Annotated in this window: 20 protein-coding genes and 3 pseudogenes; 12 read left to right on the forward strand and 11 right to left on the reverse strand. The window is 48.7% G+C overall.

All coding sequences use genetic code 11. The features are described from left to right. Window positions 1-4 precede the first annotated feature (4 nt). From ACGYLY_RS24320 to ACGYLY_RS24340, 5 genes are all read right to left on the reverse strand, one after another. A complete protein-coding gene (locus ACGYLY_RS24320) occupies window positions 5-649 on the reverse strand; it encodes a hypothetical protein (protein ID WP_395285335.1) in 645 nt (214 codons plus the stop codon). Window positions 650-732: 83 nt separating this feature from the next. After that, a complete protein-coding gene (locus ACGYLY_RS24325) occupies window positions 733-2688 on the reverse strand; it encodes a DUF11 domain-containing protein (protein WP_395285336.1) in 1956 nt (651 codons plus the stop codon). Between the two features lie 317 nt (window positions 2689-3005). After that, entirely contained in the window at window positions 3006-4301 is a 1296-nt protein-coding gene (locus ACGYLY_RS24330) for a hypothetical protein (RefSeq protein ID WP_395285419.1), read from the reverse strand. A gap of 1137 nt (window positions 4302-5438) precedes the next feature. Continuing rightward, complete coding sequence (locus ACGYLY_RS24335) at window positions 5439-5720, reverse strand: hypothetical protein (RefSeq protein ID WP_395285337.1); 282 nt, start codon at window positions 5718-5720, stop codon at window positions 5439-5441. Between the two features lie 1095 nt (window positions 5721-6815). Further along, a complete protein-coding gene (locus ACGYLY_RS24340; RefSeq protein ID WP_395285338.1) occupies window positions 6816-7076 on the reverse strand; it encodes a hypothetical protein in 261 nt (86 codons plus the stop codon). 488 nt (window positions 7077-7564) lie between these two features. On the opposite strand from ACGYLY_RS24340, the gene ACGYLY_RS24345 reads away from it, so the two are divergent. From ACGYLY_RS24345 to ACGYLY_RS24355, 3 genes and pseudogenes are all read left to right on the forward strand, one after another. Further along, complete coding sequence (locus ACGYLY_RS24345) at window positions 7565-7750, forward strand: NAD(P)-binding domain-containing protein (protein ID WP_395285339.1); 186 nt, start codon at window positions 7565-7567, stop codon at window positions 7748-7750. 185 nt (window positions 7751-7935) lie between these two features. Then, window positions 7936-9024, forward strand: a complete 1089-nt coding sequence (locus tag ACGYLY_RS24350) for a hypothetical protein (protein WP_395285340.1) — start codon at window positions 7936-7938, stop codon at window positions 9022-9024. 97 nt (window positions 9025-9121) lie between these two features. Next, a pseudogene (locus tag ACGYLY_RS24355) lies at window positions 9122-9437 on the forward strand (zinc ribbon domain-containing protein); the annotation flags it as partial. Window positions 9438-9599: 162 nt separating this feature from the next. Here the strand turns inward: ACGYLY_RS24355 and ACGYLY_RS24360 are convergent. Further along, window positions 9600-10682 (reverse strand): outer membrane lipoprotein-sorting protein, encoded by a 1083-nt coding sequence (locus ACGYLY_RS24360; protein WP_395285341.1) that lies wholly within the window; start codon window positions 10680-10682, stop codon window positions 9600-9602. A 344-nt stretch (window positions 10683-11026) separates the two neighbouring features. On the opposite strand from ACGYLY_RS24360, the gene ACGYLY_RS24365 reads away from it, so the two are divergent. The 4 genes from ACGYLY_RS24365 (at window position 11027) to ACGYLY_RS24380 (ending at window position 13267) form a co-directional block, all read left to right on the forward strand. After that, a complete protein-coding gene (locus tag ACGYLY_RS24365) occupies window positions 11027-11302 on the forward strand; it encodes a winged helix-turn-helix domain-containing protein (protein WP_395285342.1) in 276 nt (91 codons plus the stop codon). A 60-nt stretch (window positions 11303-11362) separates the two neighbouring features. Next, window positions 11363-11668: a hypothetical protein gene (locus tag ACGYLY_RS24370; RefSeq protein WP_395285343.1), complete on the forward strand. Its 306-nt coding sequence runs from the start codon at window positions 11363-11365 to the stop codon at window positions 11666-11668. Window positions 11669-11819: 151 nt separating this feature from the next. Continuing rightward, complete coding sequence (locus tag ACGYLY_RS24375; protein WP_395285344.1) at window positions 11820-12566, forward strand: ferritin-like domain-containing protein; 747 nt, start codon at window positions 11820-11822, stop codon at window positions 12564-12566. A gap of 92 nt (window positions 12567-12658) precedes the next feature. Then, window positions 12659-13267, forward strand: coding sequence for a hypothetical protein (locus ACGYLY_RS24380; RefSeq protein WP_395285345.1), 609 nt, complete (start codon window positions 12659-12661; stop codon window positions 13265-13267). 114 nt (window positions 13268-13381) lie between these two features. Here ACGYLY_RS24380 and ACGYLY_RS24385 read toward each other — a convergent pair whose 3' ends face one another. Then, a complete protein-coding gene (locus ACGYLY_RS24385) occupies window positions 13382-14143 on the reverse strand; it encodes a helix-turn-helix transcriptional regulator (protein WP_395285346.1) in 762 nt (253 codons plus the stop codon). A 406-nt stretch (window positions 14144-14549) separates the two neighbouring features. Between ACGYLY_RS24385 and ACGYLY_RS24390 the strand changes: the two genes are divergently transcribed. After that, window positions 14550-17603 (forward strand): hypothetical protein, encoded by a 3054-nt coding sequence (locus tag ACGYLY_RS24390; RefSeq protein WP_395285347.1) that lies wholly within the window; start codon window positions 14550-14552, stop codon window positions 17601-17603. A gap of 431 nt (window positions 17604-18034) precedes the next feature. Here the strand turns inward: ACGYLY_RS24390 and ACGYLY_RS24395 are convergent, their stop codons facing one another. Further along, a complete protein-coding gene (locus ACGYLY_RS24395; RefSeq protein ID WP_395285348.1) occupies window positions 18035-18469 on the reverse strand; it encodes a TRAM domain-containing protein in 435 nt (144 codons plus the stop codon). Window positions 18470-19046: 577 nt separating this feature from the next. Here ACGYLY_RS24395 and ACGYLY_RS24400 point away from each other — a divergent pair. Next, window positions 19047-19394: a hypothetical protein gene (locus tag ACGYLY_RS24400; RefSeq protein WP_395285349.1), complete on the forward strand. Its 348-nt coding sequence runs from the start codon at window positions 19047-19049 to the stop codon at window positions 19392-19394. A gap of 127 nt (window positions 19395-19521) precedes the next feature. On the opposite strand, the gene ACGYLY_RS24405 is transcribed toward ACGYLY_RS24400, so the two are convergent. Further along, window positions 19522-19851: a HalOD1 output domain-containing protein gene (locus ACGYLY_RS24405; protein WP_395285350.1), complete on the reverse strand. Its 330-nt coding sequence runs from the start codon at window positions 19849-19851 to the stop codon at window positions 19522-19524. Window positions 19852-20109: 258 nt separating this feature from the next. On the opposite strand from ACGYLY_RS24405, the pseudogene ACGYLY_RS24410 reads away from it, so the two are divergent. The 3 genes and pseudogenes from ACGYLY_RS24410 to ACGYLY_RS24420 form a co-directional block, all read left to right on the forward strand. Beyond that, window positions 20110-20981: pseudogene (locus ACGYLY_RS24410) on the forward strand (ATP-binding protein); the annotation flags it as partial. Window positions 20982-21775: 794 nt separating this feature from the next. Continuing rightward, window positions 21776-21901 (forward strand): hypothetical protein, encoded by a 126-nt coding sequence (locus tag ACGYLY_RS24415; protein WP_395285351.1) that lies wholly within the window; start codon window positions 21776-21778, stop codon window positions 21899-21901. 339 nt (window positions 21902-22240) lie between these two features. After that, a pseudogene (locus ACGYLY_RS24420) lies at window positions 22241-22452 on the forward strand (S8 family serine peptidase); the annotation flags it as partial. A 473-nt stretch (window positions 22453-22925) separates the two neighbouring features. Here ACGYLY_RS24420 and ACGYLY_RS24425 read toward each other — a convergent pair. After that, on the reverse strand, window positions 22926-23285 hold the full coding sequence (locus ACGYLY_RS24425; protein ID WP_395285352.1) for a hypothetical protein: 360 nt from the start codon (window positions 23283-23285) through the stop codon (window positions 22926-22928). A gap of 251 nt (window positions 23286-23536) precedes the next feature. After that, window positions 23537-24211 carry a hypothetical protein gene (locus tag ACGYLY_RS24430; RefSeq protein ID WP_395285353.1) on the reverse strand — a complete coding sequence of 225 codons (675 nt, stop codon included), beginning with the start codon at window positions 24209-24211 and terminating at the stop codon, window positions 23537-23539. Between the last annotated feature and the right edge of the window lie 200 nt (window positions 24212-24411).

A 24411-nucleotide genomic window follows, 5' to 3' on the forward strand; every position in this document is an offset into this window, starting at 1 on the left:
TCTATCACTGATCGGTTCGACAATCATTAGTATTCCGTTCCTCTTCTTGATAGTTGATACTTTCATCAACGGCTGTATCACTGTTAATTGATTGACCAGTTATATTTCGCACAATAAATTGGACCGAATTGTTGTTCCCATCCACATCAATGAGATCACAGTCAGAGTATACATCATCAGCCCCACATTCCAACGAGTGATGAGGATATTGGCCGTTGTTCATTTTCTCCAAAACTCCAGGAGAGATCGTGTCTATATTGGGTTCGATGATGACCCTTACTGTGTTATTGTTACCATCAATGTCAACTAAGTCGTGGTCGATCGCTGTGGCACTGCCAGCTTGGCAGTGAAGCTGAACACTCTCTTTGGTGGTGATATTAGTAATTGTATCACTAGTGAGATTGAGAGAAAGTGTGTTATTATTACCATCTATATCGACGATGTCACAATCACTCACCTGTGCCATTTGTCCGGTAATTATGAGAGAAACATCTCTTGGTTCGAAAAGGTCAACGTTTGTCACTGGTTCACTAGATATTGCGGTTTGATTACTTGGTGTTGCAATGGGTGCTACGGCTCCGCCACAACCGATAGCTCCCACGAGTGTACAGAACACGAAAAGCGCGAGGATTACTTGTTTCGTTGCCATTTTAATGTACTATGTTTGTATCGTATGGAAATCGAGACAGTGATTTGGTCAACTGATTAGCTAAAAATGAACGCGTGTAGCGTTCAGTCGCGCCGAAGCAGAAGGGCGCTACCCATCATACCGATAAGTCCAAGTCCACCAACAGTGAGTCCATCGGGAGATACTGAACCAAGTGGGGACTGCATCAGTGCGTTTTCTGTCGATGAATTTTCAGTCGTTGTGGTTCCAGCACTCGTGGTCGTTGCTGACTCACTAAGGGGAGACACAGTTTGACCGGTGAGGTCTTCAAGGAGACCAATAATTGCGTCTACTGGATTATCGTTATCAAGCGTATCAATCAGTTCGGTGAGGTTGAGGTTGCCCGCTAGGATTTCATCCTCTATGAACTCGGTGAGATCGTTGATGCCTAGCGCATCAAGAACGGGGTTAAGAACCGGGTCGTCCTCGAATGGAGCAAGGAGATCTTCCGTGATCATTCCGACTAAGGTCTCGTAACTAACTGTTGCCTGATTGTTTTCACTCGTGTTATCCATGGGGGAACTACTGACGAGAGTAGCCGTGTTATTGACCGGACTTTGGCCAACCTGAACGAGAACAGTAGTGAATACTACTTGGGCAGTCTCGCCCTCTGCAAGCGAATCAACAGTGAAGTTCCCAGTGCCTGGATCGTAGCTTCCATCGTCCGAGTCGGAGCTGACAAGGACAATAGCACTCGTTTCGAGATCGCCAAGATCAGTGTTGTCAAGGAGCGGCATCTCGTCGTTGATTACCACATTTGTCGCAGTTCCGGGTCCGTTATTAGTTACGGAGACAGTGAAGTTCACCGTAAGGCCAATTGCATCGCCAGTCCGAATCACTGCTTCATCAGCCGTTTTGTCTACTTCAAGATCGACAGCACTGCTGTTTCCATCGTCGCCGTTGTTTCCGTCATCACCGTTGTTTCCGTCGTCACCGTTGTTATCGTCTCCATCATCGCCATTATTTCCGTCGTCACCATCATTTCCGTCATCGCCATTATTTCCATCATCGTTATCATCACCGTCACCGGCGTTGTCGTCACCATTGTCGACAGTCGAATTATTCACAACCGTCGAATTCTCGATAATGGTATTAACGATGTTTCGAACTTCCGTCTGATTAATTGTCGTCTCGCTATTGTCGATGTTGTTAGTGATAATGTTCGTGATTGTCGTACTGTTATCGACTGTAACGCTGTTATCCACGAACTGGCTGCTTTGATTGATTGTCTGATCGCCGTTTACGATATTGGCAAGAATCGAGCTGTTATCAATCGAATTGTTCGAGATTGCTGTGTTAACCTCGCTCTGATCGATGAAATCTTGCTCCAAGAGGTACTGCAAGACAGTGCTGTTGTCTATGTCAGATGCGCTCTGTTCATTTGTTGTATCTCCTTGACTCCCATCGTCGCCGTTATCTGCATCATCTCCGTCATCTGCATTGCTCCCATCATCTCCGTCATCCGCATTGCTCCCATCATCGCCTGTGTTATCCCCATCGTCGCCATCACTGCTATCGTCTCCATTATCGGCGTTATCTCCATCGCCGCTATCGGAGTCTTTGTCGCTATTGCTCTCATCCGAACTGCTGTCACCACTATCACTACTTGCGCTGGCGTCAGCATCGGCATTGGCCTGGGCGGTCACATCCTGACCGTTCACAGTCACGTCGATTTCTTGCGTTCCACTATCTTCTTCAGCCTGCTCATCAGTGTTATCGTCTCCGTTGTCTCCGTCATCACCACTGTGAGCGTTGTTGCTGTCGTCTCCATCCTCAGCGTTGTGGCCGCTGTCTCCACTGTCAGCGCTGCCTCCATTGCCACCACAATTAATATTCACATTACTATGGTCTTGGTTTAGATCAACTGCAACTTTGTTATTATTACCGTCAACATCTATTAAGTCACAATCATCTGCGCCACTCGGTTGGCTGTCAGCCATTACTGGTACAGTGGTCGTCCCCACGATCGTGAGTACTACGAGTGCAACAACCACCGCCTGTTTTGCATAATTATTGTTCATACTGCATTTTACCTTAGATCACCTATCATATAAAACTTCACCTAGCCAACTAATTAATACAGATATTATAGAATCCCCAACTGAATTGACGGAGATACACAAAATAATAAAAAATTATATTGGGATGAAATTAGTCGCAATATTTCTCGCCTTATTTTAGAAATTATTTGGCAGCTCTATGCATGAATATAGTACGAGACAGAACTCAGGCGGGGAATGAGCTGCTGTTTCTCTTGGGCTTCCTGTTCGGCATTGATGTCAAAAAGACGAAGAAGGTCGTTGTCGAGCGTAGTAGTTCAGGAAGCTGACTTGAGATTTCATTGTTCACGTGACCGGCGAAAGGGGATGAGAAACTGCGAGAGACGACGGAACATGCTTTGAAGTGAACGGATGGGCTCTTCGATATCATCGTTCGGTTGGTCTATTTTTTGTTTTGAATTGAGTTCCTCACGAAGCGTTTTGTTCTCGGTTTCGAGTTCACGGAGCTTCTTTTCGAGTTCGAGAATTGTCGCGATACGCTCGCGTTCTCGTTCCTGAAGTGGATTTGTGTGACTCTCGGCAGTCATTTCTGTCGAGGGTGTCGCCGCTGATGCAACTGTGTTTGTAGTGCTCTCGTTCGGTTCTGCGCTGATAGTGGAACGTTCTGTGCGTGGTTCATACACATCCGAAGTCACATGTACCGCTCGTTCGATGGTCACCTCGCCGTATGTTCGTCCGTCGCCATAATGAACAGTGTTCCACTTCTCGCGATTGAGACCGGACCGTCGAAACAGCCGTTCTATCTGTGTTGTCTCACAACCCGTCCAGAAGGCGAGCAAACAACAGAGAGCCATATCCGCTTCCGAATGGCTGTCGTAGCCCGCAATGTCACCGCGCCACAGGCGTTCGAACTTTGCGCCATTCGCCGCAGTACGGGCGCGTTCGACGACTTCCTCGTCGGAGAGCGTCGATGATGCAGTCGTTTCGTCTGTGGCAGGATTGGCATCATCACTACCGCCAGAGGAGTCATCATCCTCAAGCGATTGGTTCTCGGTAGCAGTATTATCTGAGATGTCTATTTCGGCGTCTTCCGCGATGTGCGCTTTATACACAGTGGTAAGGTCGTCCGTCCGCTCGTGGATAGTCGTTGGAGTTCCCTCAACGTGATCGCCAGTAACGGTGAAAAAGCGACCCGTCTCGTACAGTTCGACGTCACCACGACGATTTCGACCAGGTGGAAGGTTTCCCTTGATCAAGACATGATACCCCGTTCCCGATGGACTTCGCTCGGTATATGAATCGAGTTGGTCAATGATGGTGGCGGCCCACTCTCTCGGTATCTCCTCGTCCGGGTCCCGAGCATCATCAAGGTCAATACCAACGAACGGATCGTCATTTGTGAACACAAAGCCGATGCCGGTGGCTGATCCATCGAGTGCATATGACCGAACGTCGTCGAAGTTCGCCCATGTCTCGGGATTGTCCGTCGATGCAAATCGGCCAGTTGCTGGATTGATTGGTACTTTCGTCAATTTGTCGCCACGCGATTGTTCACGCCAGCATACCCATTGTTCGAGGTCAATAAGTGGGGAAGGAACATCGGTTGCAGTTGGAAGAGAGGTCATGCGTGTCATGATGTCCACTATGATATGGACTTAATTGCGCAGACGAACGCTTCCTATTTGACTGTATTTTCGGCGAAACGGAGCCTCATCCAGGGTGAACTGTCCAGATTAGCTGGATGCAGGCGCTAAGCCCCTGTCCTCAGGGAGCGCCGAATTGCGCGAGCAGGGAGGGGATACAGCGTTCACAAGAGCGACGCTCTTGTGTGCGAACGAGACGCTTTGCGTCTCGTCAACGCCTGTGGAGACTGCGCTCCCTACGGGAACAGCTGTTGTTTCTGCAAAGCGCCTCCTCGAAGCAGGAAGCCCCGTCCTGAACGCGCGTAGCGCGTAGGGCGGGGTAGCTCAACTACACCCATCAGTACACCCGATTCAGCGCGTCAGCGGCCTCGAACGCATCGCTCGACCGGTCTCAGAAAACGTACACCCCGTAAATCGCCCGGGAGAAGGGCTGTCGTAGGAGAGTGTAGAAAATGCCCGGGGTGGTGCTGGTAGTCAGAGGAGAGTAAGTGAGATACTGAATTAGAATTCTAGAGATAGAAGGCTGGAGAAAGCCAAAATAGAGTTAATAAAAGTCTGATAATCGAGGTCGTTTTAAGTGAGCAAATCGGGAGACTGAATGAATTTGTACGTCTATTAACTCCGGATAATACCGTCCTTTCTCCCATGTAGAAGAAGAGGGGGTTGAATATCTATTCTCCATATTTCACGAGAGAGGAGGGCTGGAGAGCGAGTATTCCACCTCAATTCTCGAGATCTCAGATGGTCGGCTTGTAAACACTGAAACGCCCGATTTGACGGTAGAAACCCGATATGTACCGGAGAATTCGGTTTTTGAACGGGTCGCCGAATCTCGCATTTGTTCGTGTAAGTCGCGATTCAAGGGAGGTGAATCCGGTGGAGAGTTGGTTATTCGTCCGTTCACGCGTGATATGGGGTTCGGAGTGCCCGCTGTCTTTTACCCGCGAACGCGGCCCAATTTGGAAATCGAAAACGGCAGTCTACACCCCCCTTTGTCCATATAATTCCCGGGAGATGGTCGATCTGTACATCCCGGTTTGGCGGTGAAACACTCATGAGTTCACCAGTATTGGAGGGTGAAATAGAGGTGTACGTCCGATCTGGATATTGAAATTAAAACACAGGGAGTCAGTCGGGCACCGAGTTATCCGATTCTGGGCGCAAATATCCAACAATCAGAGCGATGATCACGAGTACAGTCACACCGATCGCGATCATGGAGATGAGAATACTAGACAGCAATCCCGCAATAGCGAACAGTGTCATCGCTACGGCACCGAGTTCGACGGCCCGCTTTTGCCAGTAGTCATACCGCGACTCACGCGTGATTCGGGCATAGACGAATGCGAAGGCAAGGAACCCTGGTAGAAGCACATCAGTGTACACCGTCACAGGGATGAAGCCAGTCATTGGCACGGTCCGTACACCCCCTGTGGAAGAAGCAAGGTATCGATAGCGCTCGGAAACATCCAAAACAACCCACGTGCCCACCACCGAAGTCTGTAGACGTGGACCCACCCAGTATCACAGCCAGCAATCTTTTGGAGATTGTCTTGGAGCTGACAGCCCGCATGGATGCCGGCACACCCACCTGCGACGGGGATGAAATCACCAGGGATAGGGTCTGCTAGCGAAGCCAGACTCCAATAGGTACACCCACTCTTTGCCCAGTAACAGACGGCATCCATTTGGATACTACCACGGTACCGGAAAAACGGAATCGAGGGATGCCGTTGGCGACTTAACCAGCGACGGGCACGTGCGCGACCCGAGCTCTCCGTGAGGGCTGCTGTTCCAAAGAGGCCGCCAGTCAGTGCACCCGCCGTTTTGAGCACAGACCGACGAGAGCGATCCGCCATTAGCATCGCCTCTTCTGGGCGAGGAATGGGAGTGAGGTATATCCGTCAGCCAGTCGTGTAGAAGGTGTGTCGATTTCGATTCCGGTTTCGGAGATACCCTTCTGTTTGGTAGTTTCTCCGCTCGGCCGTCGCGTTGCTATTGATTCGATACTGCTATCAGGCGTGGATTGTAAACTCAGCATTGCTTCTTGCACCACAAGGAGCGCGGTCGGTGTCTCTAGCACCGGCCTTTCTGCAAGGCATTGCGCTCCTATGTGAGACGTTCTGCGCTAGTACTTTATACTTAGTCATGCGACGCATGGAAGCTTCAGATGCAAGCATACTCGTGGCTGTCATGTGGATGTACCGCAGAGAGATTGGAACGCGGGGGACAGCTACTTTGTACATGGGACCGGTGAAATGCCGGTTGCACATTGGTGGGAAGGCCGCTTTGTCACGGCTCTACGCACTGCAACGCACACCCTCGGTCATAATTGGGTAGCAACCGGTGAGGGAAGACGCGAAAGCGTACTTCGTTCCCGAGAAAACGTGCAACCTTGAATTCCCCTTCGGAGAATCCTCACCCTTTAGGGCGGGGAGGATGTCAATGCCGAACGATGTCGACGAATACCCCTAAATACGGCAGTCGTGTCCGTTTTGTCCCACTCTAGAGAGCACTCTCATTCCGTTCCTCCTCAACAGGAGTGTCGACAATCAGTGGAATAGCGTCCGGAGTTTCACTAGTGCGTTTGTTCTGTTCTTGGGCATATCGTGCCCAAGATCGAAGATACACGTCTGACTCTCCGAGTTCGACGTTTACTTTCACGAACTCTTCATGTTGTGGCTCACCATACAGCCACTGCTCATCACGCTTGGACGACAACAGCTCATGTTGTGCTTTACCGTACCGAGTTTCGATGTTACGCATTATGTCACCCCCAATCAAGAGACTCACCGTTAATTATCAATAATGATGGATCTCTGATCTTCATCTCGATACGCTTCCTCAGGTAATAAATTTTGATGTAGAGAGGATAATGAAAGAACTGACGGCTAAATATCAGAGGTGCCACTGTAAGAGATGGGTGCGGGCATGGCCAGCAACTCGTCCGTGTGCACTCTATACACCCACCGAAAGAGCGACTGCCAGTTGAGAATCTTGGCTTTTTGAATCAGAGAAGAAGCTACTCTGGACATAGTATCGTGAACTCTCGGGGTTCCTTCGATTGGGATCGAATCGAACTTGACCGGTATGCGAGCCTGGGCTTGATATGTGCAGATAGCATCCGGCCCTCGCCGTCATTTCGCTCCCTGCTCGGACAGGATGCCGTACATACCGATATTGAAAGGCTCGAAATTGGCGATAGACCACCCTGAGAGGCGAATTTAATACCGTGTCTAACCACCTTCTAGTGCATGTTGAACACTCGAATCGGTGTTCTCGGCAGTGGGAACGTGGGGAAAGCACTCGATTACGGATTCGCCCAGCACGGATGGGACGTTCTGGTCGGTACGCGGAATCCTGAAGATCTCCGTGATTGGCAGGGAGAAATAAGCAGTCGGACTGTGGAACGATACATTAACCGCACGGAGCATGTCTGAATCAAGCGTACGCGATTCACCCACGGGTCAGGTGATCCGTGGACCTCTCGCTGTATTTTCTTTAGATATACTGGTCGGTCTTGTGGTAGTGTCATCACTGATGTACCTTGGTTCGGAGTTGGAGTGACATACCGGTTACAGAATGCAGGTATGTTTAAGCTTTTTAATAACATTTAGTAGTGCATATGGGTGAGTTTGAGGACAAACAAAGGGCTTCGCATTGCTCACAATGTTCCTTTAGGCAGTTAGACGCATTGTACCAGCTCAACATCGAAGCAAAGCGATACGCTGAATCTGCCGAGAAAGCATACAGTGCTGGCCTCAAAGTCAATGCTCGTTTCTATAGCCTTCGGAAGAAAGCACTTTACAGTCTGAAAAAGTATATTCTTGAAACTTTGGTTGAAGACGACTGTGTCGATACTTTCCGTTGTCATAAAATTGATGGAAAAGAGTATTACTGTGTCTACATAGGCGAGTTTTCATTTCATTCTCCAACTGACGAATGGGACAAACCACCGTTGGATGCCCCAACATCCTCCACAAAAACACTCGAATCGTTTGGTAGAAACTTAGACAATCACACTGACCATCTTTCAGAAAAAGAGGCACTAAAACGACTCACCAGTCGATTTGAAACACCAAACAATCATCTGCCGGTGCCGTTCGTTGAACGTAAATACAGGTCGGAATTTGCGGGATGGCCAAGTCTTCCGGGAGCTATTGAAGAAGGGGATAAAGTCGATGGGAGATTTGACCGGGATACGAGCAACCCATATGATGAGTTTCTATTCGCTGTCGGGGATACGTTCAAGACAAAGAAAGGAGAATGTCGTATCTTAGATCGATACCAAGCATGGCTTACACCATACCTAGACCGCTCTCCACTTCTCCCCCAACCGGCCTACGATGTTGAACTTGCTGATGAAGTATGGGAAACAGTCAGGCAACAACGGATTGTTGATGACTGGTTCATTCTTGCAGACAGTCTAGATGACCCAGTTCCGAACGTAGACGGACGGCAAGCAGACATGGCAGGAGATGCCTACGACCAACCAATCGATTTTGATATCGGAGATATAGTTGAACTTAACCCAAAGTGGGATGATGACGGGCCATATTACTGTGAAATTGCAGAAGCATCACTCTCATACAATTTGATAATGGTTGATTTTGAGCCGGTTGCACCGACCGACGAGGCACCTTTAGGACACTCAATCGAGGAGTTTGCCGATGATGTTATTGCAGTCCACGATACGCCACCTAAAATAAAATAATTATCAAGCATCAGGATGGAAGATATGTTTGTGTAGTCATCGTAGCAACCGGTCTCATATCGTTCCCCATCCCTCCAGAGACCACTAAAAACGTTATCAAGTCAAGGGTATCGAGATCGTGGAAATGTCTGAGCGACACCAGTAAAACGTGTTGTGTGTGCGGTACAGAAGACGATAGTCAGCGTGTTGAACATTACTTGTACGTTTGTGTATCGTGTGATGTGGCGTTCAGCGCTGACGTGAACGGGGCGGAGAACAGTCTCTTCGATGTCAACAACACAGAAAATAACTCCGAGCCTGCTGCCAATTTGGACGAAGATTGGAGTACCGTCTGGTTGGCACCGCCCAGAGTTTACCTTCACGACTTGTCCCACGGATTCTCACCGAGGAACCAAGTAGTAGACTGTAAACCCGAATCTCCCAACACTCGGGATTCCTGCGTCTTCAGGCGCGGGAGGATGTCAATTTGTGGGTCGTGATTAGCAGAGCTAAGACCCTGTTCTAAAGGAAATACAGCGAGAGTTCCACGGGTCACCCGACCCGTGGTACTTCACTATTATGCTAAGAGACTCCCCTTAGCAGTAGATTGATTCGGCAACTGCGATGAGCGATTCCTTTGAAAGGCTACCACTCACCGAGTACTGGGACTCATCATCCGACCATTGGAGAATATGCTGCTCGCCGACCGACGTATAGGATCCGGCATGCCCAGCAATCGACATGGACTGCTCACTGCTCACAGGACGACTCATCGACGTTTGGGTCACTGCCATCGAGTCAGATCCATTCGAGTACAGCAGCGACACCGATGCATTTCCGTTTGCAGTACTGACCGTCACGTTCTCGAGCGAATAGCCATCCGGAAGTGAGGTTGGCTCTCGAATTGTGAAGTTCACTTCCTTCTGTGCCTGTGCAACCGACTCATAGTTCGATGTCTGGGGCAATTCGACGTCGACAACCTTCGCGTCCTCAGGCGGGGTGTACTCGAATCGCTCATCCGGAATCGACTTGTTGTAGCTCAGATTCGAGTAGGTCATCGTCGTCGTGGTCGTCTCATTGCCAACCGAGGTGCTCACTTGCGTTTTGACCGGGAACCAGTTGTCCTGATCAAGCCAGACGGTCTGATTTGACATGACTTGCTGGAGCGATTCGTTTTTCGGCTGCAGCGTTACCTTGTAAGTCTCTTGACCGGAGACAGTTGCCTCACCTTGATACTCCGCGCCAAATCCGTTCGACATCTGCTGGAATGCGGCAGTAAGATTCTGGATCATACCCGCATTCTTGCCAGTGAGACTGAGATGGCGAGCGGTGTTTGTCGACTCGTTGTACATCCAGAAGCCCGAGCCGTTCGAGACCATCACGTTGCCCTCCATTGGTCCATCTGTGTATTCATACCGAACATGATTCGGCAATCGTTGCCAGACATCGGCCTTCACTGTCTGGGTGTCGTTGGGCTGTTCCATCTTGATTGTCACTGTTCCAGTGACGCTCTCGACGGAGGTGTTGTTTCCGAGGGCGTGGTTTTCAATCGTTGCTTCTGACGGTGTTGAACTGTCCTGTGCGTGTGCTTGATTCCCGACGCTTGCGTAGCCTGTGACGGATACAGCTACGACGAGTGTGAGGAGGCCAAGCGTCAGCAGGGATTTTCGTGCGACCATACCTGTAGAAATAGAAATTCTACCCTAATGAAAACTTTTATCCATAGATAAAATATGAGAGCAATTAACAAGGTGGAGAGGTGTTACTCGGAGTACTCGGTATCGACGCCCGAAAACAGTGCGTAACCCAAAATAGGATAGCTGTAGCAAGTACGGTAAGTCACACGCGTCGAGAAGGACGCTAACCAATTCTCGTTTGAGTAGCTCTCGCTGAGACTGTACGTTAGAAAAGATCATCTCCACGATGACAATATCATCAGAAATTTACTAGTTTCAGAGGATGGGATCTATATAATAGTATTTCTTTCGATAGCTTTAGGACGATAGTTTCCTTGTTTCTTATAATGGAGGGTGTCCTCTGGTACGTGTTCACTGGGACCCGTGGTGGTCCCAACCGCGTTCGTATCGTTCGTGCCCTCCGAGAACAGCCTCGAAATGCAAATCAACTCGCTGAGAATTTAGATCTCGACTATAAAACCGTCCGTCACCACTTGGATGTTCTCCTGGAGAACAATATCCTAAACCGTGGTGGGGATGGGTATGGCGCAATCTATCTGATCAGTGACCAAGCAACGCAGCATTGGGAGACTATCGAGCAAATTAGTGAGCAGATGGGTTAAACTATGGTTGAAATTGGGAAAGCACGTAACTACATCCGAGACCGAAGAAGGGATAGATAGATGGCAATCTGGATCGACGCACTGCGTCTCACCATCGGTATCAATCTCCTGTTGATACTGGGATTGCTCTCGATCTGGGGTCGGAACTTCCTCCAATTTCGATCAAAGCACACACTTGGTCTCTTCGTCTTCGGGCTTATGTTGCTTGCCGAGAACCTCTTAGCGTTGTATTTCTTCCAGTTTGCCCCCGTACTGCACGTGTGGTTTTCAGCAGAGATGCCGATGATAGCTCAGCGCGCGATTATGCTCATTCGAATCTTTGAGACGATTGGACTTGTCTTTCTGATCTGGATTACGTGGGATTGAGGTCGCTGTTTCTGCTCGGGTTGCGTGTCGAATTTTAATCCATCTGGGTTCTGGCAGTGATGTTGGGTTGAATTTGGGTGAGAATCCGGAAATCGTTCTTGTACCACATGCCTGTATCTAAGGGTGTACCAGACGGGTACAGTGATCGATCATGACCCAGGATTCAAATAACAAACCAGACACCGAACGCATCGAACAAGCGAATACCAGCATGCGCGAGCAACTCAGTTCCCGACGTACGTTTCTCGCCGGAGCCGCGGCCGTCGGGGCAGCGGGTGTAACAAGCCTCGGCATGGGAACAGCCGGTGCAGAAGACGGTGACTCGAGCGGTGATGATAGCAATAGCGATAGTGACAGCAGCTCCGGAGACAATAGCATGAACGACGTCGACATTCTGAATTACGCACTGACCCTCGAACACCTCGAAGCAACCTTCTACCAGGAAGGCCTCGACAAATTCTCCGCTGACGACTTCATGAACGCCGATCTGGGCTGTGGTGTCTGTGATGAAGTCAAAGAGAAGATCCCAGAACAGGTCGAAGTGGTTGGTCAGCACGAAGCAGCTCACGTCGATCAGCTTACGAAAGTGATTAACGATCTTGGTGGCGAGCCTGTTGCAGCCGCCGAGTATGACTTCGGCTATGAGACCCCTGCTGAGTTCTTGGGCGTGGCAATGGCGCTTGAAAACACGGGTGTGGCCGCCTACGCGGGTGCAGCGCCGTCGATCCAGAACAGTGATTTGCTGTCTGCAGCGCTCTCGATTCACAGTGTTGAAGCCCGTCACGCAGCCGTGTTCAACGGTGTGAACATGGAGTCGCCGTACCCGAACGCCTTCGACGAGGCCAAATCGATGGACGAGGTCAAGAAGATCGCTGGTCAGTTCATCGTCTCGGAATAAGACGAGACTCCTAACAGAGTCCTGTTGACACGACTCAGTAAGCACTCCTCAATTTTTACGACAGTGAATACGATTAGAGATAGGATCAGTACATGAGCACGAGTCCTGAGACAAACAAAACAGACGGTGGTGATCCATTTTCTGACAAAGCGAGTGCGGCCCACCAGCTTTCGAAAGATACGATTTACCATCTCTTACAGGTCCAACGCCGACGCTTTGCCCTAAGGTATCTTCAGGGAACAACAGAACCAGTCGTAATGCGCGATCTTGCCGAGCAAGTTGCGGCCTGGGAATATGGAACAACAATTGAGAATCTTCAATCAAAGGAGCGTCAACGAACCTACATCAGCCTCTATCAATCGCATCTTCCCAAACTCGATAAGGAAGGGGTGATTGAGTATGACCAAGCCCAGGGACTCGTAACCCGAACTGACAGTGCTCTTCAATTCGATCCCTACCTCAAAGCCTGTCAAACACAGCAAACTGGATCTGGCGGAAATGAGTCCGAGTCGGACACACCTCCAAGCCGGCAGTGGATTCAATGGTATTGGAGTGCAGCGATGGTCAGTTGTGGACTTCTTACAATCAATACTTTTGACCTTTCTGTTGGAGTATACCTCTCTGAACAACTGGTGTTGAGCGTTATTGTTCTCCTCTTTGCACTGATTACAGCGGGATACCACGTGAGTCACCAGCGATGACATCCTCCCCGTCCGTTAGGACGGGGTTTTAGCGCCTGCATTAATGAGAATAAGTACTCATCTACTATTGGTGTGGCGTAGAACGCATCTCGTTCTGGATTGTGACTCGATTCATTATTGTTCAACCTGTGTTGCTTCCGCGCGGTATGAGTGGTACACAGATTCTGCCCATTCACGTGCCTCTGGATCGTCAGTATCGACAAATAACTTGAGCATTCCTGTGTTATCATCGTAAATCCCAATTCCAATTCGATCATCGCAGAGAGTGATACCGAACGGAATATTGTCATGCATCCAAAGCGTGAGATTTCCACTTTCAAATACTTCTTTTGCCTTCTCAGGATATGTTGACAGAAGGTTTTCAACAACATCAGGAGGATATACAGCTTCGGTTACCATTCCATCTATAATACGGTCGTTTAAAGTGTCAATGTGTAATGGGTTGATAGATGCAGGATCCAGACCACGTAGTGTATCGGTTTCTTCCACCAAAGACATGAAGCGGTTGACACCACGATACGGGTTACCAGGTTCAGCCCTGGTCACCGTCGCGGTAGTAAAGTCAGAAATATCTAAATCTATATCATGTTTCTCTATTGTTTCCAAGACAGGCGCGAGTTCTACTGCTGTTTCAATATTTGTCTCGAATTCCTTTACTTTCCTAGCACTTATCTTCCCGAATGCAGTTAGTGTGAAATCACCGTCAATACGCTCAATTACTCCATTCTCTAATAGCGAATGAATGACACGATGGATTGTTGATCGAGATATACCGAGACGGTTTTGTAACTCGTGGCGACTCATCACTTTCTGTTCATACAATGCCTGAAGTGTTGTAGAACGGTTGATTAGTTCGATGAGCCTCTCGTCTTCCATCTCTAGTAAGAAAAGTCATAATCTGGTTATTAAATGTATCTATTCCAGTAATTTTGACGTGACTGTTATAGATATAGAGGTATTGTCTAATCATGCATTAGTAAATATCTCTCTCCCCTATCGTAATTTCCATGAAACTAGGTTTCAGGCTACGGAACAATTTCATCAACAGGAACTGTTCCGCTAGATAACTATAATCGCTCTTCATTTGTTTCTCGTAATAGATTCACTGTGATCCGTACATGGAAGAGATGCAGGTAAGGAGTACCGCGGTTCCATAGCACGGGTGCAATAGCACAAATAGTGAATCAGCACGCAACCACGTAGAATCTGAATCGGCCTGAATTAGGCTCGTTTAGGTATCTAGCGTGGTCTAATCGAAAACAAGTGTTTATAAATAACGACCATGGACAAAAATATCGAATTCAACAGACGCGACTACTTGAAAACGGCTGGTATGACCACAGCTGCAATGAGTGTAGCGGGATGTGCATTCATTGACGATATCCTGGGTCGCCCGAAAGATAGTGAACACGTTCCATTTACAGTCTGGGAAGAGCTCAGAGCTGCGCTCCAAACTAGTCCGGACCATCTACCAGCTCGTGCCACCCGGTTAGTTACTACCGACAATCCTGATCCCGAGAAAATATTCCGATTTGTTCGTGATGAGATTGTCACCTATCCGGATGAGATTGATCAATTCAATCATAATGGTACCCGGGTCCGATGGGGTATCCGAGGTACATTGCGAGGTGGTGCAGGAACACCCCGTGAGAAGGCTGAACTGCTGGCAGATCTATATCGCCGTGCCGGATGGACGGCTGAGGTACTGATCGGTGACGGATTAGATGAACCAGCACAAATGAAGCGTTTACTTTGGCAACCCCTTGAACGGCAATTTGCACCGCAAATTGACGAACAACAAATAGAAGAGTGGCACAAGCGGCTCGATCAATCAGCGAAAGACGTCCAAACCGTGGATACAATCGACGAACAGGGTCGCGAGAGTCGGCGCCTCGCTAACCATCTGCTTCAGCAGGTGCCATCTACAGAGGTTTCTCCTCAAGAATTTGATTGGGAGAGTGGCGCTTTGCCAGTCGTTCGTGTCGTGATTGATGGAGACAACTACTATGCAGACCTATTTGATCTCGATTCACCCTTTGGTGAGAGCCGTGATTCGACCGACTCTCTTGAAATCGCTCCTGATGCATCCGAAACACTACCTGTGGAGGTGACCCTATCAGCAGTGACAGCTGACGATCCAGAAGAATCATTTGAACTCGTCTCTGGCACTTGGAGTGCCGACGAATTGGTTGGCCGCCAACTTCTGCTTCAGACCCTACCGGGTATCGATCCGTTCGAGCAGCCAACCACCACTTTTCGTGATATCCAGACATTTATCCCCGCTCTCACGATGCAGGCTGTTGATCTAGATACGAACGAGCCTAGTGAATTATCTGTGACAGGAGATGCTGTAACGCGAGCGGGTGATAGGCTCCATATTCAGGAAGATGGCACAGTCTCTCGCAACGGCGAACCATTTGTTCGATCTGAAGGTGGACCAGCGGCAACTGATGTGTCTCGGCTTGATGTGACAGTTGATAGTGGACGATTTCCAGAAATCCGGCTTAATATCCATGCGATCGACAAGACAGGAAAACCAGTAGAACAACTCCCCGCGACGGCATTCAGAGTTACAGATGAACAAAAGCCAGTCGGAATTTCAATGACGAGTAATCAACAGGCACCTCGTGTTGTTATCCTATCTGATACTTCGTTGAGTATGCCCATTCGCTATCTTGGAGACGAAATGTCGGAACTAGTTACGGCACTCCGTTCACACATTCTCAGTGAGTATCCAAATGCCGATGTCCGACACTGGGAAACGAACTCTGATCTGTGGACATACTTAGATCGTGCAGCAGGCTCCGATGCGAATCTCATCGTCTATGCCACTGATGGACACGTAAATGATGAACTCTCCCCCGAGATCGAAACCGCACTTCAGCAGGGCCCACCTGCAATTATGCTTAGCGTATTCGAGAATGAAGATCCTGAGTTGCAAAGGATGGCGGATCTCACGGGTGGGGTGGTTAAACCAGCAGGAGATCACGCAGCTGCACAGAAGGCTGTCATCGATTATCTTGAAAAACAAGCACCAACGCTTCCCACATACACACTGACCTATGGATCGCCGGCTCCCATGGGTTCATCGGGTGAGCGTCATGTTCGGGTTAGTGTTGCTGACAGCGATATTGAGGACCAAGCTCAGTACATGATTCCCAGTTCACCTGCACTACCACCTCACCTTGCAGGACTCTATCTTACGGTAACGATTGACAAACAAGAGATAACCCGTACATTGGCCGGTTATGATCCTGTTCGCCATGAAAAACAGCCCGTCACACAGGAAATGATAGACGAAGTAACGAGCGCTCTATTCGGGAGTAATCTGCTTTCGTTCGAGGCTGCAGCTCCAGCTGAATCAATCTGGCTTGACGATCTTCTTACTGCGAAACTCTCTGTGGATGGTATCGACCAAGCGTTGATCGACGGCGATGAAAAAGAACTTAATCGTCAGTTGGACGCAGGGTTCACACATATCCCACCTGAACTTTGTTTGCTCACTGGACCACTTCCCGAAGCGATCACTGACCACTCGCTCACATTCCACACTGGATTACGGGTAACACTGTATCAAGAGTATCCTGTTTTCGACGAAGAACGTGTGGTTCAGCATGTCGATCTCCTCCCATTTGCGAACTTTGCGACAGCTGCGGATGATCCACAGAAAGCGTTTGAACTCACCATAGAAAAGACAGCCCGACTTGCAATAATAGAGAGTGAACTCTTCAAGACGAGTACTCGCTCATTATTGGCAGACAAACAATTGGATGAGTACGGAACTATCGATGATGCTATAATTGAGGAATGGGGTGATGAGCGTGCAGACCTCTGGGATCAATTATTCGACACCATGGATGTATTCAGTGGATCTGATTATCAGCTTGTGCCGACCACTGGAGCCCCATTCGCATTCTGGAACATCGATGAAAAGACTGGTGAATTACTTGGTGTGCTCCCCGATCAAAGTGGTGGTGGATCATCTGAGGAAGGAATTCGCAAGGCAATTCGCGAAATTGATCGGATTATCTACGCGTACAATATTCTTCTGTCTACGATGAGTTCAGCAGGTGCGCTTGCGACGCCCGGTGCATTCGCCATTGGTATCGTTGCTGCTTATGGACAGACATTGGCACGACTCTACGGTGCAGCATCCCTTGCTATTGCAATTATGGATACATCGTCACTCGACAAGCAAGTCCATCGAGCAATCGCCTACCTCGCATGTAATGTTGCCAGAGCAATCATCTTCGCAGGTATCGGTGAGTGGATTGTTGATGTCATTGATAATCTGCTATCGATTGCTGGAACGAATCCGACAGGATGTCCGGGATAGGAGTATTGTTACGTGGGATTCACATTCTTGAGTGTTCTGTGGCCTACCTCTCCTGCTAGTCTCTAGTCGATACAACTACTCTGTCAACGCGTTCGGCATCAGTCCACGCGTTCATTCGGGACATCCAATTTCGCATTTGGATGAATAATCTGTGGTCGTCCAAAACCGAATGTTTCTCCGGTCCTTCGTGTCCCTTCGTGGTTTGTGTGTCGTCATGTGGCTGACAGCCGTGATCACTGTCTTTAGTTTTATAAACTGAATGAATGTGCTGAAAACATATGAACGGAAAAACGACGACTGTGATATCGCCTTGATCGAGGAAAACTAATAGTCTCGAGAGAAATGGTTTCCAAGGAATTGACGATTGCGTCTGAACGAGGGGTCGGCAAGTGTATCACTCCAAAAAGTGTCGGTGAGTAGAAATTAACGCGTTACTCTTCTTTCTGTTCGATGACCTCACCGAAGGCAACAGTGGGTCTGACGCTGTTAATCTCGATTGTGACATGGTCGTGTTTCTCTGTGTCGGGTACAATAATCACATAGCCTCGCTCGACACGGGCAATTCCGTCGCCTTGCTCACCAATGTCTTCGATTTCGACTGTTCGGTGCTCGCCCTCTTCGACAGGAGGTGTTGAGTGGCTTGATTGCTGTTGTGAGTTCTGTTCATCTTGTGTCGTCTGTGATGCGATTTCTTGATCAGTGCTGTCGATCGATGACGGCTGGTTGAGTATTGCCACACGATAGGTGGTCTCTGGCTGGATATCGCCATCTGTGATTTCGCGACTCGGAATTGTGAGCGTATAGGAGTCATCCTCTACTTCAATTTCGCCACTGAAAAGACAGCACAGTTGGTCGGGGATTTCCATATTCCAGTATTTTCTCACAAGAACACAAGAATCTGTGTTTATCTCTTTGCCAAAAGTCGGCAATATGGGAGTGAAACGCCCCGGGGCTTGACCCCGAGGCACTCGGCCTGTTTTAGCTGTAGAAAGTGACTCGACATTAGTGTGAGATAGTTATCGCTATTGACTGCGGGCAATACTGAGCCACTCGTTAGTCGGAACGAGCAGCAACAACGCATCGTCGATGCTTTTGACAACCTCGGCCCTCACATCTGCCGGGAGGGTTCCGAACGACGTCCGTGATGTATAGAATAATAGGTAAATCTCGGAGCTCATAGAGGCGAACGTAGTATTGCAATTCCGATCAGACGTATATTTGCTGTTTTCGTTTCAAGCCTTCTATCCGTCGTTTTCAGGCATCTCAGCAATATTGTCCTAATTTTGCACCGAGAAAACCACAAACTGTAAGTATTATATACCCATTTATATATAGAAAGATAGCACAGCTCGCCTCCGGATTATCTATTGTTTCCGTCTTTGCTGTTCCGGAGTGTCGTGTTACAGAAGTGATGCGCGGCCGACGAACACAACCATATCAACCATGAGTGCACCACTACGTACGGACGACCCATTGACTCCTGACCTCACGTTAGGTACTGCCAGCAAATTACTTAAAAAATCCATGCGACGGGAGATCATCCGGTATTTCATTGCCGAAGAGACAACAACGGCTAATCTTTCCCAATTGGCTGACTACGTTCACGAAGAAATCGACAGTATCGACAGCTCTGAACACGCACGGATCAGGCTTGACCATATACACCTTCCGTTACTCGCTGATTCAGGTGTCGTTGAATTAGACGAGCGCAGCGAAACTATACGGTATCGGAATGGTGAACTACTCAAACATCTCCTCGAAATTGTCGATGCTCAAGAGTCGCCAAATTAGGTGACCGCCAGTCTGTAGTAGTGGCGAGTGACAAGCGAGAACGCCGAGAAATCTGTTACTGCGTCTTCTAGACGGCAGTACAACAATGAGACAGTTGAAGAGTAATCTACTATGTTATCGCGTCAATTTAGTCACCTATTCCTGGGTCAGACTGCTGAACTGTAATCTGTCCACTGCCATCGACTCTGATATAATATGCATCGTAATTGAATTTGATATATCCATTCGTGTTGCGCGGAATTTCACTAGCTTTTGGTGCGAAGAGCGCATCAAGTGCGTCAGGATCAACAACCTCAGAAAGTGGCGTGAGGTCGGTGGGATCAGTATCGTTCAGTATCGCAACGGCTCTGATTACTGTTTCACTGGCACAGTCCGTTGTCGGATCGAACTCGGTCTGGCAGACGACAGTATCTCTCTGCTTGTCCTCATCGTCGGACGGGGATTTGCGTTCAGTCATTGTGGGGGTGAGAAGTGCTGACTCTATGATGAACCATACGTGACATATAAAACAGTCAGACTATGTCTAACAGATTTGTTTTAACGTTCTGAAACAGATACACAGTTTGTCTTTGCTCCCCAATGTTAATATCTAGCAGTGATTTATATAAAATTGTGGGCTGCTATCAAGAATAAATTTGATGAATTGTTTTCACTTCCTGCTCATTTCTGAGACGTGTAGTAGTCTCCAAATCCTGTTGGGATAAATGTACGATGTATGGAGTTCTTCGACGACGCGTACACACCTTCTGAGAAAATCTTTACTCGGGGCGTTTTCGGTGGCGTTCCGTATTATCTAGAAGAAGTTTCGCCGGATGCAACGCTTGCAGAGAACATACAACAAACGAACCTCTCTCGACATGGAACGCTCCACGATGAACCCGACTACGTGCTTCGTATGGAACTTACCGAGCCAACCCGATACTTCTCCATTATCGAGGCTATAGCTGGTGGGAGTACAAGTCGAAATGAGATCACAGGGACGCCCGGTATCGACTACAATCAGCTCTCGAAGTATCTTAACCGACTTTCGCGAATCCGATTAGTGAGTCAACACGTGCCCATCACGGAGAGAAAGAGAGGACCAAACGCAGGTACCGCATCCGCGATCAGTTCTCCCGTTTTTCGTTTCATTCCGTGTACGGAACAGGAGATCGATACGACGACTTAGGCGAGGACGCCTACGATGTATTGATCGAACCGACACTAGCTGATTTCGTGAGCCGGTCGTTTGAAAATCTGTGTTGTTCCGCGCTTCGAACACTGTACTCGGAGTATACTATTAGGGATACCGGCCAGTGGTGGTACGACGACCACGAGATCGATGTCGTCGGTTTGACGGGAGGAGAGACGCTAATCGTTGGCGAGTGCCAATTCCAGCGATCTCCACTCGGATACAACGCGTTCTCGAAACTCCAGCGCCACGTCAACGAACTCCGATGGGCACCCGATGATGGAAGTGAGCGAATTGAGGAGTATACTCTCTTCTCGCGGAGTGGATTCAAGGACTCCATCGAAGAGGTCGCCAAAGAGCGGGACGATCTTCGTCTGTTCACAGTGAAAGACGTTGTCGAAGCATTGGATGCGTGACTCGTCTTTACGGATACGCTATTCGCTACAGAGATAGGTCCGTATCACCAATACACCATCTCTATCGACGACGTGACAGACAAACTGATGGCCTGTTGTGCCTGCATCACGTCCACTGCAACGCTTGCTGCAAGCACATTACTGTGGTCGAAACCGCGATGGGCGATAGAATCCTCGATGTATCCCTGTCGGAAGAGAGTAAAACGATGCTGAACCAGGTGACATGCTCCCACGACTAAAGTCGTGGGCTTCCCACGCCCGATTACGCTGGATTGGGAACTTACCTTTACAACCCGACGAGTTGAAGGGAGTGCCACGCCCCCGGTACTCCTATCTCGTCCGGGCAACGGACGTGACTCGGAGTTACTTGGTTGTTTTATGTCGGTTTGGTGTCCGTGGGCTTACTTATTTGATGAGGCAAACACCCAGTCAACTGCCAGTTGTCGGACTGTCAACCCCGATAGGGAACTATCGAATCGACACCGAGAGATACAAACGCAAAGAACCTATGACTATGCCACACACTGAAAGTGAACAAAGATGGCGATTCATCCCACGACTCAAGTCGTGGGTTTTCTCGCCTGCAATTCTATAACTGCGACTATGATGGCCATGGTGGCATCCCGTGTTAGCCATGCGTGCAAACGGGACGAACAGAACTGCGTACTTCAACTCGTATTATATACACATGCAGGCAAGATGCAATAAAATCCCTGAGTAACCAGTAATATGCAATATCGGCATTCGTTGGAACCTCCAGAAAGCTTATTATACGATATTACCGACTAATCTTAATGTTCAAAAGTGAACCAATTCGTAGCATGCTGGTTGCATCATTGTCATCATCGCCCAACGAAGATCAGGATGATGAGATTATCGCTCTTTCAGAAGAAGAGCAGATTGACCGCGATCTGATTTAGAATCGAGCGCATACCCGTATCTTTAGGTTTGGGAGGATATCAAGAGGTCTCCTCGTGCCAATTGAGCGCTTTCGCGATGGATCGATGTGACGGGTTCGTGGCTGGTCAATTGTTTAGCGATCTTATGTTAGTATAAGATACTAATCTGCGGGTACCTGATTCTGTTGTGGTTCTTTGGCTACTCACTCTCTGGTAATGTGTATCGCTTATAAAAACGATGCAATTAGTGAGGACTTTGTTCCAAAGATATTCTTGAACGCCTCTATATAAACGGCTATCTCACGAAGTCCATGGAAAACTCCGTCCAAAGGTGATAAGTCAAGCAAAATCGTTGATACGGAATCAGGCTACGGCTGGAAGGTAGGAACCTCGATGGCCGCCCCACAGGTTGCAGGTGCGTTGCACTTGTTCGTTCACTTCGCCTTAGCCTTAGCGTTGAACAGATTGAATTGCTCATTCAGGAAACCGCAAGTAGCGCGCCTGGTGGAAAGACCTACCATGGCGCTGGTCATCTCAATTTAAAGCGTTTCGTCGAACGCGCTGAAGAGTAGAGAATAAGTTTGGTTGAGGAGAGACCCTCACAATAAACCCGTTTTAGACTTTGGCCCTGCCTATCGAACGAAAGGTAACCATCCAGTTGACCTCCTCCGCGCCGTAAACGACGTGGCATCCCACCATGGGATATCGGCCAGCGGCCTTCGAGGTTTCAACCCGCACTCTCACAGGAACCGGCGACACACCGGGGAATCTCTCGATTTAACTCCCGTGATAGGGCTGTGGCCCGGTCAAACAGGCCCCATCTCCGACCGAGACATCGGCATACGTGTGTTCTTTAGTATGACTCTCTCTATCGGAGTAGAACCCTAAAACAGGAGGTACAGGCTCTTAAACGTACCGAAAACGGATATCCGGCCCGTCCACCGGCGGCGGTGTATCGGCCCGGCCTATCGTTCGACCCGCGGGTATGCACTAAAAACTATTATCACGTGGCAAGTTTCAGGTTTCTTCGTTCGAATTTCGCTTGTTACGACCCAGCGGTCACTCTTTGAAGAATCTGACAGAGGGTGTCCATTCGTTTGTGATCATAGTGCGTAAGGTCGTAGCGGTTGCTATTGTTGCGTTCGCTGAACACCTCGATAATCTCAAATTGGACGAGTAGTGCCAGTAAATTCCCCACCATTTGGGGAGTCATATTGGAATCGGGAAGATTTTCACTCAGTTGCTTGGTAGAGGGATAGTTCCGCGAGCAGACTTCAAGCGCTTCACGGACACGCTCGTGATAGGCTTTCAAGAGACCGTACTTCTCGGGCGACGTTTCCTGCAGGCTCTGTGCTTGCCGTTGAAGAGAATCAGTCATACTTTGTGCGCCACTATCTTCGACCATACTATACTATAAATTCCAGAGCTACTTAACCAGAGAGGAACGGACGAAAACTAGCTTTCAATTTTAAAGATCAACACGAATACTTAGAATGTTTGACGGAATTGTAGCCTGCTCAACTGGGCGCACGCTCACGCGTCGAACGTTTCGGCCGTGTATTTCTCCGATTTGCTGATTGAGATATTGCGTGTGAGGTCGTAATCAAACCCGAAAAATCGACCGTCTACTCGGATGTTCGTCACGCTCGATAACTATCAACTCGCACCTGTCCAGTGACGAAGTTCGATGTGATCATGTATCTGGCGAGCCGTCGCGAGGGCTGCTAACCCTGGATAGTCGGTGTCGAGGTCGGAATAGAGATACGTTGTGAACAATTCTTTATTCGATCGCTTGCGCTGGCGCAGATATGATTGCTGATCGTGTGTCAATTCATTGAGCTTCTGTTCTATCGACGTGAGTCGATCATTGCACTCATCAAAAGTGAACTCACGTCGTTCGATTGCTGCTAACTCTCCACTAATGTTAGTAAGTGCAACGTGGAGGTTCTTGAGTTGCTGGCGTTCTTCTGCTATCAACGAGTATGATTGCTGGCGTGTATCAATAGCCTCCTCACTCGCACACTTGAGTTGATTCCACAGTGGTTGTGACCACATCGCTGATCCACCTGCTAAGCTGGTTGCCACCTCTGGACTGAACTCATTTTTAATGCTCTCTAGAGTGGTTTTTTCACCATACTCGTCTTCCCAATGATCTACTGCAAGGACTGTCTCACGGTATGCCTCCTGAACTGTATCCGGGAACGTGTGTGAGGCGTGCGATCGTGATTGAAGTGTGCCATGTAATGTACCTCCGTCAGTTCGACAGGGATGGGGCGGAATCTCTTTAAGTCGGCTGAGAAAGTCCTCGAACGCATTGATTTCGGCTTGCACTTGGGATTCTTCGTTGCTAATGAGTTGCTGGGCCCTCGAAAGTGACGTACGTTTGAGTAACTGATTTCTGTTCTGTGCCATTGGTAATATATAACACACTATCTAACTGGGGCTTATATTTTATTGCCAAAAATATTCAGAATAATATATTGTTGACTATTATCGTGTTATTGTGAGAAAACGCATGTGACGACACCGAT

Origin of the sequence: Haladaptatus sp. CMAA 1909, assembly GCF_043952005.1 — an archaeon.
Taxonomy (GTDB): Archaea; Halobacteriota; Halobacteria; order Halobacteriales; family Haladaptataceae; genus Haladaptatus.

What these genes read in the sequence shown, in the direction of transcription:
- ACGYLY_RS24370 (WP_395285343.1), top strand. Translation starts at nt 11,363, where the DNA reads ATGGCAATCTGGATCGACGCACTGCGTCTCACCATCGGTATCAATCTC.
- ACGYLY_RS24390 (WP_395285347.1), top strand. Translation starts at nt 14,550, where the DNA reads ATGGACAAAAATATCGAATTCAACAGACGCGACTACTTGAAAACGGCT.
- ACGYLY_RS24320 (WP_395285335.1), bottom strand. Translation starts at nt 649, where the DNA reads ATGGCAACGAAACAAGTAATCCTCGCGCTTTTCGTGTTCTGTACACTC.
- ACGYLY_RS24350 (WP_395285340.1), top strand. Translation starts at nt 7,936, where the DNA reads ATGGGTGAGTTTGAGGACAAACAAAGGGCTTCGCATTGCTCACAATGT.
- ACGYLY_RS24330 (WP_395285419.1), bottom strand. Translation starts at nt 4,301, where the DNA reads ATGACACGCATGACCTCTCTTCCAACTGCAACCGATGTTCCTTCCCCA.
- ACGYLY_RS24385 (WP_395285346.1), bottom strand. Translation starts at nt 14,143, where the DNA reads ATGGAAGACGAGAGGCTCATCGAACTAATCAACCGTTCTACAACACTT.
- ACGYLY_RS24345 (WP_395285339.1), top strand. Translation starts at nt 7,565, where the DNA reads ATGTTGAACACTCGAATCGGTGTTCTCGGCAGTGGGAACGTGGGGAAA.
- ACGYLY_RS24380 (WP_395285345.1), top strand. Translation starts at nt 12,659, where the DNA reads ATGAGCACGAGTCCTGAGACAAACAAAACAGACGGTGGTGATCCATTT.
- ACGYLY_RS24365 (WP_395285342.1), top strand. Translation starts at nt 11,027, where the DNA reads ATGGAGGGTGTCCTCTGGTACGTGTTCACTGGGACCCGTGGTGGTCCC.
- ACGYLY_RS24340 (WP_395285338.1), bottom strand. Translation starts at nt 7,076, where the DNA reads ATGCGTAACATCGAAACTCGGTACGGTAAAGCACAACATGAGCTGTTG.
- ACGYLY_RS24415 (WP_395285351.1), top strand. Translation starts at nt 21,776, where the DNA reads ATGTTCAAAAGTGAACCAATTCGTAGCATGCTGGTTGCATCATTGTCA.
- ACGYLY_RS24335 (WP_395285337.1), bottom strand. Translation starts at nt 5,720, where the DNA reads ATGACTGGCTTCATCCCTGTGACGGTGTACACTGATGTGCTTCTACCA.
- ACGYLY_RS24375 (WP_395285344.1), top strand. Translation starts at nt 11,820, where the DNA reads ATGACCCAGGATTCAAATAACAAACCAGACACCGAACGCATCGAACAA.
- ACGYLY_RS24405 (WP_395285350.1), bottom strand. Translation starts at nt 19,851, where the DNA reads ATGACTGAACGCAAATCCCCGTCCGACGATGAGGACAAGCAGAGAGAT.
- ACGYLY_RS24400 (WP_395285349.1), top strand. Translation starts at nt 19,047, where the DNA reads ATGAGTGCACCACTACGTACGGACGACCCATTGACTCCTGACCTCACG.
- ACGYLY_RS24360 (WP_395285341.1), bottom strand. Translation starts at nt 10,682, where the DNA reads ATGGTCGCACGAAAATCCCTGCTGACGCTTGGCCTCCTCACACTCGTC.
- ACGYLY_RS24425 (WP_395285352.1), bottom strand. Translation starts at nt 23,285, where the DNA reads ATGGTCGAAGATAGTGGCGCACAAAGTATGACTGATTCTCTTCAACGG.
- ACGYLY_RS24325 (WP_395285336.1), bottom strand. Translation starts at nt 2,688, where the DNA reads ATGAACAATAATTATGCAAAACAGGCGGTGGTTGTTGCACTCGTAGTA.
- ACGYLY_RS24395 (WP_395285348.1), bottom strand. Translation starts at nt 18,469, where the DNA reads ATGGAAATCCCCGACCAACTGTGCTGTCTTTTCAGTGGCGAAATTGAA.